An 11259-nucleotide genomic window follows, 5' to 3' on the forward strand; every position below is an offset into this window, starting at 1 on the left:
GGATGACCCCAGTCAGCGGCCATCCGCCTCGATTCCTTGATTCCCAACGCGGCCCCCGAGGCCCAAATCGACCGTGACGCAGCCCGCATCCCAAGCCCTTCCTGTCGTAACCCTGTTCGAGGGCGGCAGCGCGCTCAGCGACTTCCGCGCGCGGCAACTGCTGCCGAAACTGCAGGCCATCGAGCCGCGCATCGAAGGCATTTCGGCCCGTTTCGTGCACCTCGTGGTGACTGACGCCTCGCTGGGCGACGCCGACCGTGACCGCTTCGCCGCGCTCCTGACCTACGGCGAGCCCTTCGAGGCGCCGGCCAAGGCGGGCACTTCGGTGGTCGTCACGCCCCGGCTGGGCACGGTGTCGCCCTGGGCCTCCAAGGCCACCGACATTGCTCACAACTGCGGCCTGGCGCTGCGCCGGGTCGAGCGCGTCACGCAGTACCACCTGAAGCTCAAGGCCCCGCTGATCGGCAAGGCGCCGGTTCTTGAAGGCGATGCATTGGCCGCCGTGGCCGGCCCGCTGCACGACCGCATGACCGAATCGGTGCTGGCCACCGTCGAGCAGGCGGCCAGCCTGTTCAGCGAACTGCCGGCCCAGCCGATGGCGCAGGTCGACGTGCAGACCGGCGGCCGCGCGGCGCTGGAGGCGGCCAACACCGGCTTCGGCCTGGCGCTGGCCGAGGACGAAATCGACTACCTGGTCGAAGCCTTCACCCGCCTGGGCCGCAACCCGAGCGATGTCGAGTTGATGATGTTCGCGCAGGCCAACAGCGAGCACTGCCGCCACAAGATCTTCAACGCCAACTTCACCATCGACGGCGCGGCGCAGCCGCAAAGCCTGTTCTCGATGATCCGCCACACCGAGAAGCAGAACCCGCAGCACACGGTGATCGCCTATGCGGACAACGCCTCGGTGATGGAGGGCAACAACATCGAGCGCTTCGTGGCACGTGCGAGCGGATCGGGCGAGCAGGGCTATCAAAAAGAGAGCGCCCTGAGCCACGTGCTCATGAAGGTCGAGACGCACAACCACCCGACGGCCATTTCGCCTTTCCCCGGCGCCTCGACCGGCGCGGGCGGCGAGATTCGCGACGAAGGCGCCACCGGCCGCGGCTCCAGGCCCAAGGCCGGCCTGACCGGCTTCACGGTGTCCAAGCTGTGGCCTGAAGACGGCCACTACGGCAAGCCCGAGCACATCGCCAGCCCGCTGCAGATCATGACCGAGGGCCCGCTGGGCGGCGCCGCATTCAACAACGAATTCGGCCGGCCCAACCTGTTGGGTTACTTCCGCGAGTACGAGCAGACCATCGCGAGCGACCTCGACACCGTGCAGCGCGGCTACCACAAGCCCATCATGATCGCGGGCGGCCTCGGCAGCATCGACGCTGCGCAGACCAAGAAGATCCAGTTCCCGGCCGGCTCGTTGCTGATCCAGCTCGGCGGCCCCGGCATGCGCATCGGCATGGGCGGCAGCGCCGCCAGCTCGATGGCCACCGGCGCCAACGCGGCCGAGCTCGACTTCGACTCGGTGCAGCGCGGCAACCCCGAAATCGAACGCCGTGCGCAGGAGGTCATCAACCACTGCTGGCAGCAGGGCGCGGCCAACCCGATCCTGGCGATCCACGACGTGGGCGCGGGCGGCCTGAGCAACGCTTTCCCCGAACTGACCAACGACGCCGGCCGTGGCGCGCGCTTCGACCTGCGCGCCGTGCCGCTCGAAGAGTCGGGCATGGCACCGAAGGAAATCTGGTGCAACGAAAGCCAGGAGCGCTACGTGCTGGCCATCGCGCCGGAGTCGCTCGAACAGTTCAAGGCCTTCTGCGAGCGCGAGCGCTGCCCGTTCTCGGTGGTCGGCGTGGCGACCGAAGCGCGCCAGCTGCTGGTGGCCGACGAAGGCGCCGCGGTCCAGCCGGTCGACATGCCGATGGACGTGCTGCTGGGCAAGCCGCCCAAGATGCACCGCGACGTGAAGAGCGTCGCCCGCAGCTTCAAGCCGCTCGACCTCACGGGTGTTGATCTGCAGAAGGCCGCCATCGACGTGCTTGCGCACCCGACCGTGGCGTCCAAGCGCTTCCTCATCACCATCGGCGACCGCACCGTGGGCGGCCTGAGCCACCGCGACCAGATGGCCGGCCCGTGGCAGGTGCCCGTGGCCGATTGCGCCGTGACGCTGGCCGACTACAAGGGCTTCGCCGGCGAAGCCATGAGCATGGGCGAGCGCACGCCGCTGGCCGCGCTCGACGCGCCGGCCTCGGGCCGCATGGCCGTGGCCGAGGCCATCACCAACCTGCTGGCCGCGCCGATCGAACTCTCGCGCGTCAAGCTGTCGGCCAACTGGATGGCGGCTTGCGGCGAGCCCGGCGAAGACGCCGCGCTGTACGAAACCGTCAAGGCCGTGGGCCTGGAGTTGTGCCCGGCGCTGGGCGTGTCGATTCCGGTCGGCAAGGATTCGCTGTCGATGCGCACGCAGTGGAAGGACGACGGGCAGGCCAAGAAGGTCACCTCGCCTGTGAGCCTGATCGTCACCGCCTTCGCCACGCTGGCCGATGTGCGCGGCACGCTCACGCCGCAGCTCGACGCCACCGAGGCCGACACCACGCTCGTGCTGATCGACCTGGGCCGTGGCCAGCACCGCATGGCCGGCAGCATCCTGTCGCAGACGCTCAACCAGAGCGGCGACGCCGTGCCCGACCTCGACGATCCGGCGCAACTGGTCGCGCTGGTGAACGCCGTGAATGCGCTGCGCGCCGACGGCAAGATCCTCGCGATGCACGACCGCAGCGACGGCGGCCTGTTCGCCACCGCCTGTGAAATGGCCTTTGCCGGCCATGTCGGCGTGGCGCTCAACGTCGACATGCTGGTCACCGAAGGCGACGGCATTTCCGACAGCCGCATGGAAACCGGCGACGCCAAGAACTGGGCGCAGCAGGTCAGCGGCCGGCGCGAAGAGCTCACGCTCAAGGCGCTGTTCAACGAAGAACTCGGCATGGTGCTGCAGGTGCGCACGGCCGAGCGCAACGACGTGATGCAGGTGCTGCGCACCCATGGCCTGAGCGCCCACAGCCATTTCGTCGGCAAGACGCGGCCGGCCAGCTCGACCATGGACGCCGGCAAGGGCAAGCTCGAAATCTGGCGCGATGCCAAGTCGGTCTTCAGCGCGACCTTGCAGGACCTGCAGCAGGTGTGGGATTCGGTCAGCTGGAAGATCGCCCGCGAGCGCGACAACCCGGCCTGCGCCGATGCCGAGCACGCCGCGGCCGGCGAGCCTTCGGACCCGGGCATGCACGTGTTCCTGCCGAACGCGCAGCCGGCGGCCCCAGCCATCCTCCAGTCCCGGCCCAAGGTCGCGATCCTGCGCGAGCAGGGCGTCAACTCGCATGTCGAGATGGCCTATGCCTTCACCGAGGCCGGCTTCGAGGCCTACGACGTCCACATGACCGACCTGCAGACGGGCAGGGCAGACCTGGCCAACTTCAAGGGCGTGGTCGCCTGCGGCGGCTTCAGCTACGGCGACACGCTGGGCGCCGGCATCGGCTGGGCCCGCAGCATCACCTTCAACCCGAAGCTGGCCGAGCAGTTCAAGGCCTTCTTCGGCCGCACAGACACCTTCGGCCTGGGCGTGTGCAACGGCTGCCAGATGTTTGCCGAACTGGCCGACATCATTCCGGGCGCCGAAGCCTGGCCGCGCTTCACCACCAACCAGAGCGAGCGCTTCGAGGCCCGCCTGTCGATGGTCGAAGTGCTCGAATCGCCCAGCATCTTCTTCGCGGGCATGGCCGGCAGCCGCCTGCCGATCGCGGTGGCGCACGGCGAGGGCTACGCCAACTTCAAGCACCGCGGCGATGCGGGCAAGGCCATCGCGGCCATGCGCTTCGTCGACAACCACGGCAAGCCGACCGAGCAGTACCCGTTCAACCCGAACGGCAGCGCAGGCGGCCTGACCTCGGTCACCACGCCGGACGGCCGCTTCACCGCCGTGATGCCGCACCCGGAGCGCGTGTTCCGCAACATCCAGATGAGCTGGACGCCGGGCGACCGCAGCGAACTGAGCCCCTGGATGCAGATCTGGCGCAACGCGCGCCGCTGGGTGGGCTGAAGCCGATGCTCGACCTCGACCATCCGCAAAGCCGGCATGTGCTGGAAGCGGCGCGGATCGAGGACCTGATTCGCAAGCAACTGCTCGCGTGGCAGGGCGATCCGGCTGCCGAGCCGGTGGCCCGTGCGCAGGTGTTGCAGGTTCTGCTGCCGCAACTCGATGCGCTCAACGCCGCGTATTTCGGCGCCTCGAAGAAGATCGTGCGCACGCTCGACGCGCTGCGCCGAGCGATGCAGGGCGACAGCGCGGATGCCGCCTGGCGGGCTTTTCTTGTGCTCGACGGGCCGGGCGACAACTTCGGCACCTGGGCGATCTGACTTCGCCGGTTTCAAGGCAATAAAAAAGCGGCCCGCGGGCCGCTTTTTTTGTGGGGGCAGAAGCCGGAGGCTTGCTTACTCCACCTTCGCCTTCGCGCGCAGTTCTTCCTGGTACTTCTGCAGGCGTTGCTGCTGCAGTTGCTGGATGATCTGCGGCTTCACTTCTTCCAGCTTCGGCAGTTGGGCCTGGCGGATGTCGTCGACACGGATGATGTGCCAGCCGAACTGCGTCTTGATGGGCGCGGGGGTGGTCTCGCCCTTCTTGAGCTTGATCATGGCTTCGGAGAACTCGGGCACGAAGCTCGCGGGGTTGGCCCAGTCGAGGTCGCCGCCGTTGGCGCCCGATCCCGGGTCCTTGCTCTGCTTCTTGGCGATGTCTTCGAACTTGGCACCCTTCTTCAGGTCGGCCATGATCTTCTTGGCCTGGTCTTCGGTTTCGACCAGGATGTGGCGGGCCTTGTATTCCTTGCCACCGTTGGCCGCGACGAACTTGTCGTACTCGGCCTTGACGTCGGCGTCCGAGATCGGGTTGGTCTTGCGGTAGTTGTCGAACAGGGCGCGGATCAGGATGGCCTGGCGTGCGAGCTCGAGCTGGTTCTTGTAGTCGTCGCTGGCGTCCAGGCCCTGCTTTTGCGCTTCCTGCATGAACACTTCGCGCGCCACGATTTCCTCGCGCAGCTGGCCTTGCATTTCAGGCGTCACCGGGCGGCCGGCAGCGGCGAGCTGCTGTGCCAGCACGTCCATGCGGGCCTTGGGCACCGGCTTGCCGTTGACGATGGCTGCGTTCTGCGCCAGAGCCGCCAAGGGGATGGCACCGAGCAGCGCTGCGGCCGCAACGGCCTGCAAGATTTGTTTTTTCATGGAATGAATATCAAGCTGGGAAGGAAATGCGCGTGTAGAAAAAGGCGCGTGAAAGAAAGCAGGAATGGGGGAGAAATTGGGGAAGAAGGGGTTGGGTGGCCGGCTTGCCGCGACGAATGCGGTTGGCGACCGGCTTGTGACCCATGGACGACTCAGAGCACCTCGATGGCGATGGCGTGCAGACCCTGTGCGATAAAAACTTGGAGGGCATCATACACAAGCCGATGCCGCGCAACGCGGGGCTTTCCGGCGAAAAGCGGGGAGGCGATGCGCACCCGGAAATGGGTGCCGCGGCCCTCTGCGTTGGCGCCTGCATGGCCGGCGTGGGCGCCGCTCTCGTCGATCACTTCGAGCGTCGTGGGCGCCAGTGCTTCGCGCAGCGCGGCTTCGAGGTCGGCCGCGGTGGGCAGGAGTGCAGCGGTGCTCATGCGGTGGGCTTGTCGTCGCCCTTCAGGTGCGGCGCAATGTACAGGCCCTGGGCCACCAGGAAGACGATGGGGAATACATAGCCCCAGAGCTTGAAGTTGACCCAGGCCTCGGTGGTGAAGTAGGCCGCCACGTAGCCGTTGATGAGCGCCATGAAGAGGCAATAGCCGATCCACGCCACGTTCAGCCGGCCCCAGATGCGTTCGGGCAGCTCGAGCTGCTGACCCAGCAGCATCTTCAGGAAGTTCTTCTTCAGCGCCCAGAGCGCCACCGCCAGCGCGATCGCCATGGCGCCGTAGAGCACCGTCGGCTTCCACTTGATGAAGCGGTCGTCGTGTAGCGCCAGTGTGAGCGTGCCGAACAGCAGGATCAGCACCAGCGTGGCCTTCTGCATCGCCTGCAGCTTGCGTTCCATGGCGTAGATGACCGCCATCTGCACCACGGTGGCGGCCATCAGCACGCCGGTGGCGGTGTAGATGTCGCCCAGCTTGTAGGCGCCGAAGAACAGCAGGATCGGGAAGAAGTCGAGGAGCAGTTTCATTTATTTTTTCTGGAAGTCGAGCGATGCCGAGTTCATGCAGTAGCGCAGGCCGGTTTCGGTCGGGCCGTCGGGGAACACGTGGCCCAGGTGGGCGCCGCAGTTGGCGCAGACGTTCTCGGTGCGCACCATGCCGTGCGAGCGGTCGACGATGTTGCGGATGGCGCCGGGCACGGCTTCTTCGGAGAAGCTGGGCCAGCCGCAGCCCGCGTCGAACTTGGTGCCCGACTCGAATAGCTTGGCGCCGCAGCACACGCAGTGGTAGGTGCCGTCGTCCCAGTGCGCTTCGTACTTGCCGGTGAAGGGGCGCTCGGTGGCGGCGTGGCGCGTGACCTCGAAGGCTGCAGGCTCGGCGCCTTTTTCAGCGAGGAGGGCTTTCCATTCGGCGTCGGTCTTTTCAACGGGGTTGGTCATGATGAGCAGCTGATTTCAATCGTGGACGCCCAGTCGGGCGGGAAGCCGGCATACGCGTCGGCGCCGGGGTGTTCTTCAAATGGGGCTTCGAGCAGCGCCAGCAAGACTGCCACACCCGAGTTGTCTTTTTGCTGACTTGCTTCGATGGCTTGCTGGCCGAGGTGGTTCCGCAGCACGAACTTGGGGTTGGATTTGAGCATCAAATCGGCCGCTTGCGAGCGCTGGCCCTTCGCATGCCGCTCTGAAAACAATAGCAGCCAGGCATCGAAGCCCTCGCGGTCGAGGAACAGGTCGCGCACCGGCTCGACCTTGCCGTCGGCCATGAAGTGCGAGAGCCGGCGCCAGAAGATCGTGTAGTCGACCTTGCCCGCGGCCAGCAGCTTGAGCACGCCTTCGATCAGCGCGCGGTCGCCTTCGGCCGAATCGGTCAGGCCGAGCTTGGCGCGCATGCGGGCCTCGAACTCGGTGGGGAACACGGTCTTGTACGACTCCAGCGCGGCCACTGCGACTTCCTGGTCGCCGATCAGCGGCAGCAGCGCCTGCGCCAGGCAGAACAGGTTCCAGTACGCCACGTTGGGCTGCTGGTTGAAGGCGTAGCGCCCGCTGGTGTCGCTGTGGTTGCAGATGTGGCGCGGATCGAAACCGTCGAGGAACTGGAAGGGCCCGTAGTCGATGGTGAGCCCGAGGATGCTCATGTTGTCGGTGTTCATCACCCCATGGCAAAAGCCCACGGCCTGCCATTGCGCGAGCAGGGCGGCGGTGCGCTCGCTCACCGCTTCGAGAAAGGCCGCGTAGGCATTGCCGTTGAAGCGCTCGGTGGTGCGGCAGGCCGGGTAGTAGCGGTCGATGACGTAGTCGGCCAGCGCGCGCAGTTCGTCCTCGCGCTGGTTGGCCGCAAAGTGCTCGAAGTGGCCGAAGCGGATGAAGCTGGGCGCCACGCGGGTGACCACGGCGGCACTTTCCAATTCTTCGCGGAGCACGCGGGCGTCGGAGCCGGTCACGCAGAGCGCGCGGGTGGTCGGAATGCCCAGGCCGTGCATGGCCTCGCTGCAGAGAAATTCGCGGATGCTCGATCGCAGCACCGCACGGCCGTCGCCGCCGCGCGAATAGGGCGTGCGGCCCGCGCCCTTCAGTTGCACTTCGAGGCCGGCTTCGGTCTCGCCGATCATGATCGCGCGGCCATCGCCCAACTGGCCCGCCCACACGCCGAACTGGTGGCCGCTGTAGACCGTGGCGAAGGGTTGCGTGCCGGCAACCGGCATGCTGCCCGTCAGTGCCCGGAGCGTGCTGTCGGAAGGCCAATCGGCCGGCAGGCCGAGTTCGCGCGCGACGGCCTCGCTGCGGCACACCCAGTACGGGTCGGGCAGCGGTGTCGGTTGCAGTGCGGTGAAAAACGCGGGGCCGAGGGTCGAAAAGCCGGGTTTCCAGCGCAGTCCCAGGTTCGCGATGTCGGTGTCTTCAGCAAGCAGGCTCATCGCCGGATTGTCCGGCAGAGCGCGAAACCCCTTGCCGGCGGGGCCTTCAGTTCAGCAGCGCGCCGGCCGGCAGCATCCTGCCCGCCGGGCCACTGCCTTGCCAGATCCGCGCCCGGTACTGCGCGGGCGGCAGTCCGAACCAGCGCTTGCAGGCGCGAAAGAAATTGCTGGTGTCCACAAAGCCGAGCAGGTCGGCCACGTCGGTCAGCGTGTGGCGCTGCTCGGCCAGGTACTGCTGCGCCAGTTCGCGGCGGGTGCGGTCGAGCAGCGACTGGAACGACACCGACTCTTCCTGCAGCCGGCGCTGCAAGGTGCGCTCGGCAATGCCGAGGCCGGCCGCCACGTCCTGCCGGCGAGGCTCGCCCTGCTGCAGCCGGCGCGCGATTTCGGCGCACACGAGGCTGCTGGTGGTGGTCTGGCCGAGCTGGGTCAGTTGGTCTTCGAGCAGGTGCTGGTGCATCTCGGCCAGCGCCGGATGGTGCGTCGGCAGGTGCATCGTCATGTCGACGGTCGACAGCAGCAGGCGGTTGGCGCTGCAGTTGAAGCGGATGTCGCAGCCGAAGGCTTCGCGGTGCGGGCGGTCGTCGGCCGGGGCAGGGTAGACGAACTCCACCATCAGCGGCTGCAGGTCGCGCCGTGCGGCCCAGCGGGCGAAGGTGAACAGCGTCAGCAGCGCGTATTCGACGCGCTGGCGCGGAATCGGCAGGCTGCCGCCGCTGTGCTCCAGCGACATCCAGCTGCCGCGCGGGTCGTCGTTCATCGAGAAGGTGGTGGCGTCCGAGATCACGGCCATGTAGCGCGTGAGGCTGCCCAGGCTGGTCTTCAGGTCGGGCGCGCAGGCCATCGCATGGCCGACGGTGCCCAGCTTGCTGTAGGTCGAGGCCAGTTCGCGGTTCAGGCCTAGCGTGGGCTTGCCGACGCGCGACACCGCCAGCTGCCAGAGCATCGTGATCTCGTCGACCGGGAAGCGCGCGTTCTGCTGGTGCAACGACTCCGGATCGAACCCCGCGTCGCGCAGCAGTGCGGGCACGTCGAGCCCTTCGGCCTCGAACATTCCGAGCACCCCCTCCAGCCAGTCGGCGGAGCTGGTGCGCAGCTCGGGCTGCGGCACACAGGCCCCCCGGCGCTGCGGACGGCGCAAGTGGCGGGGGATTTGTGCTCCTGAAGTCATTGCTTTGGCTCGTTTGTGATAGCGGGAAATGCGGGGCCGGTTTCTAGAATTTTTGTGGGTTCGGCGGGCCGGAGTATGGGTGCCGGGCGCCGATGCACGCATTCCGATTAACCCGGTGTGGAGACAAAAAAATGAACAGCACAGAGACAACGGAAAACCAGGGTACGGCAAGGGCAGGAACGACAAAGGCCGGCGCGATCGCGCTGGCCGTGACCGCATGCATGGCCCTGTCGGCCTGCGGTGGCGGATCGTCGGGGTCAGGCTTCATTCCCCTGCCGCCACCGGCAGCCGTCGCACCACCACCCGCGCCGCCCGCACCACCCGCCGACGGCCCCATGGTTCGCCAGACCTCGGCCGGCAAGATCGAAGGCGTGGACGACAGCGCCAATTCGGGCAGCTACTTCTGGAAGGGCGTTCCCTTCGCGCAAGCGCCTGTGGGCGATCTGCGCTGGCGCGCGCCGGTCGAGCCCACGGCCTGGAGCGACACGCGCAAGGCCGACAAGTTCGGCAATGCCTGCCTGCAGATGGGCCGCATCTACGGCCCCGGCAGCCACAACACTTATGACGCGAGCATCGGCACCACGCTGAACACCCCGGTCGGCAGCGAAGACTGCCTGACGCTCAACATCTGGCGCCCGGCCAACACCGACAAGAACCTGCCGGTGCTGCTGTTCCTGTATGGCGGCAGCAATATCTCGGGCTACACCGCCGACCCGGTGTACGACGGCGCCAGGCTCGCCAAGGCCACCAACGCCGTCATCGTCACGGCCAACTACCGCGTCGGCATCCTGGGCTACCTGGCCATACCGCAACTGCGCACCGGCAGCGCCGCGGGCGACGATTCGGGCAACTTCACCATGCTCGACAACATGGCGGCGCTGCGCTACATCCAGAAGAACATCGAGGTCTTCGGCGGCGACCCAGGCAACGTCACGCTGTCGGGCCAGTCGGCCGGCGGCACCAACGTGCTGGCGCTGCTGGCGTCGCCGATGGCCAAGGGCCTGTTCCACAAGGCGTTGCCGATCAGCGCGGGGCTGTCGCTGCAGAGCAATCTGACTGCCGGGTTGCCCACGCTGAGCCCCGAATCGACCGCGCTCACGCAGGGCCAGAACATCTTGAAGACGCTGGTGGTGGTCGACGGCAAGGCATCGAACGCCACCGCCGCGAGCTACATCGCCGCGCAGCCGCCGGCGCAGATCGCCGCCTACCTGCGCGGGCAGGATGCGAACAAGCTGCTGGCCAACGTGCTGGCCGCGGGCCTGAACAGCGCCGGGCCGATTCCCGATGGCAAGGTGTTGCCGGTCGATCCCATCCATGAGATCGGCGTCGGCAACTACAACAAGGTGCCCTTGCTGCTGGGCTTCACGCGGGACGAGGGCAAGCTCTTCGCGCCGCTGCTTGCCAGCCTGGCGCCGGGCGCCAAGCCGGGCCACCTCATCAGCGACGCCGCGCGGTTCTCGATGATGATGAACTTCAAGCCCGACGAGCCCACGCCGCTGACGGTGGCCGACATCATCGATCCGTCGTATCTGCCCATCACGGCGCCCGGCACCGGCTTCAATGCGAAGACCGCGCTCATCACGCAACTGCTGGGCGACGCCAGCCGCGTGAACCTGCTCGACACGCTGAAGCTGCAGCAGCCGAACAGCGTCTGGCACTACCGCTTCGACTGGGCGCAGGAACCCGCGCCGTGGAACGACGTGTACGGCGCCGCGCACGGCTTCGACCTGGGCTTCATGTTCGGCAACTTCGGGCCGTCGCTCTTTTCCAGCGTGACCAACAGCACCGCCAACAAGCCGGGCCGCGTGGCGTTGTCGAACGCCATGATGGCCAGCATCGGTGCCTTCATGCGCAAGGGCGACCCGAACACGCCCGAACTCGGCGCCACCTGGGCGCCCTGGCCAGCCACGCTGCGCTACGACGCCACGCTCACCGAAACCCGGATCACGACGACGCCCTGAGTCGCC

Annotated in this window: 9 protein-coding genes; 3 read left to right on the forward strand and 6 right to left on the reverse strand. The window is 67.1% G+C overall.

All coding sequences use genetic code 11. The features are described 5' to 3' along the window. The first annotated feature begins 73 nt into the window (after positions 1-73). A complete protein-coding gene (purL, locus tag ACGLHS_RS15785; protein ID WP_394481021.1) occupies positions 74-4090 on the forward strand; it encodes a phosphoribosylformylglycinamidine synthase in 4017 nt (1338 codons plus the stop codon). A 5-nt stretch (positions 4091-4095) separates the two neighbouring features. Next, positions 4096-4407, forward strand: coding sequence for a hypothetical protein (locus ACGLHS_RS15790; RefSeq protein WP_394481023.1), 312 nt, complete (start codon positions 4096-4098; stop codon positions 4405-4407). A 75-nt stretch (positions 4408-4482) separates the two neighbouring features. Here ACGLHS_RS15790 and ACGLHS_RS15795 read toward each other — a convergent pair whose 3' ends face one another. The 6 genes from ACGLHS_RS15795 to ACGLHS_RS15820 all read right to left on the reverse strand — a co-directional run bounded on the left by ACGLHS_RS15795 (position 4483) and on the right by ACGLHS_RS15820 (position 9292). Further along, positions 4483-5268, reverse strand: a complete 786-nt coding sequence (locus tag ACGLHS_RS15795) for a peptidylprolyl isomerase (protein ID WP_394481025.1) — start codon at positions 5266-5268, stop codon at positions 4483-4485. 152 nt (positions 5269-5420) lie between these two features. Beyond that, the gene (locus ACGLHS_RS15800) at positions 5421-5696 is read right to left on the reverse strand and encodes a BolA family transcriptional regulator (RefSeq protein ID WP_187110215.1); all 276 of its coding nucleotides are present in this window, start codon (positions 5694-5696) and stop codon (positions 5421-5423) included. Next, the gene (locus ACGLHS_RS15805; RefSeq protein WP_093240336.1) at positions 5693-6235 is read right to left on the reverse strand and encodes a septation protein A; all 543 of its coding nucleotides are present in this window, start codon (positions 6233-6235) and stop codon (positions 5693-5695) included. The genes ACGLHS_RS15800 and ACGLHS_RS15805 overlap by 4 nt, the downstream gene beginning before the upstream one ends. Then, on the reverse strand, positions 6236-6646 hold the full coding sequence (gene msrB, locus ACGLHS_RS15810; protein ID WP_394481028.1) for a peptide-methionine (R)-S-oxide reductase MsrB: 411 nt from the start codon (positions 6644-6646) through the stop codon (positions 6236-6238). It lies immediately after the preceding gene. After that, entirely contained in the window at positions 6643-8121 is a 1479-nt protein-coding gene (locus tag ACGLHS_RS15815; RefSeq protein WP_394481030.1) for a YdiU family protein, read from the reverse strand. Before ACGLHS_RS15815 ends, msrB begins: the two co-directional genes overlap by 4 nt. A gap of 46 nt (positions 8122-8167) precedes the next feature. Continuing rightward, positions 8168-9292, reverse strand: coding sequence for an AraC family transcriptional regulator (locus ACGLHS_RS15820; RefSeq protein WP_394481032.1), 1125 nt, complete (start codon positions 9290-9292; stop codon positions 8168-8170). Between the two features lie 131 nt (positions 9293-9423). On the opposite strand from ACGLHS_RS15820, the gene ACGLHS_RS15825 reads away from it, so the two are divergent. Further along, on the forward strand, positions 9424-11253 hold the full coding sequence (locus ACGLHS_RS15825; RefSeq protein WP_394481034.1) for a carboxylesterase/lipase family protein: 1830 nt from the start codon (positions 9424-9426) through the stop codon (positions 11251-11253). Positions 11254-11259 lie beyond the last annotated feature (6 nt).

This window comes from Variovorax sp. VaC1, assembly GCF_043658315.1.
Lineage (GTDB): Bacteria > Pseudomonadota > Gammaproteobacteria > Burkholderiales > Burkholderiaceae_C > Variovorax.

Coding starts and splice junctions, on each gene's coding strand:
- ACGLHS_RS15825 (WP_394481034.1), top strand. CDS start 9,424: ATGAACAGCACAGAGACAACGGAAAACCAGGGTACGGCAAGGGCAGGA.
- ACGLHS_RS15805 (WP_093240336.1), bottom strand. CDS start 6,235: ATGAAACTGCTCCTCGACTTCTTCCCGATCCTGCTGTTCTTCGGCGCC.
- ACGLHS_RS15815 (WP_394481030.1), bottom strand. CDS start 8,121: ATGAGCCTGCTTGCTGAAGACACCGACATCGCGAACCTGGGACTGCGC.
- msrB (WP_394481028.1), bottom strand. CDS start 6,646: ATGACCAACCCCGTTGAAAAGACCGACGCCGAATGGAAAGCCCTCCTC.
- ACGLHS_RS15800 (WP_187110215.1), bottom strand. CDS start 5,696: ATGAGCACCGCTGCACTCCTGCCCACCGCGGCCGACCTCGAAGCCGCG.
- ACGLHS_RS15790 (WP_394481023.1), top strand. CDS start 4,096: ATGCTCGACCTCGACCATCCGCAAAGCCGGCATGTGCTGGAAGCGGCG.
- ACGLHS_RS15820 (WP_394481032.1), bottom strand. CDS start 9,292: ATGACTTCAGGAGCACAAATCCCCCGCCACTTGCGCCGTCCGCAGCGC.
- ACGLHS_RS15795 (WP_394481025.1), bottom strand. CDS start 5,268: ATGAAAAAACAAATCTTGCAGGCCGTTGCGGCCGCAGCGCTGCTCGGT.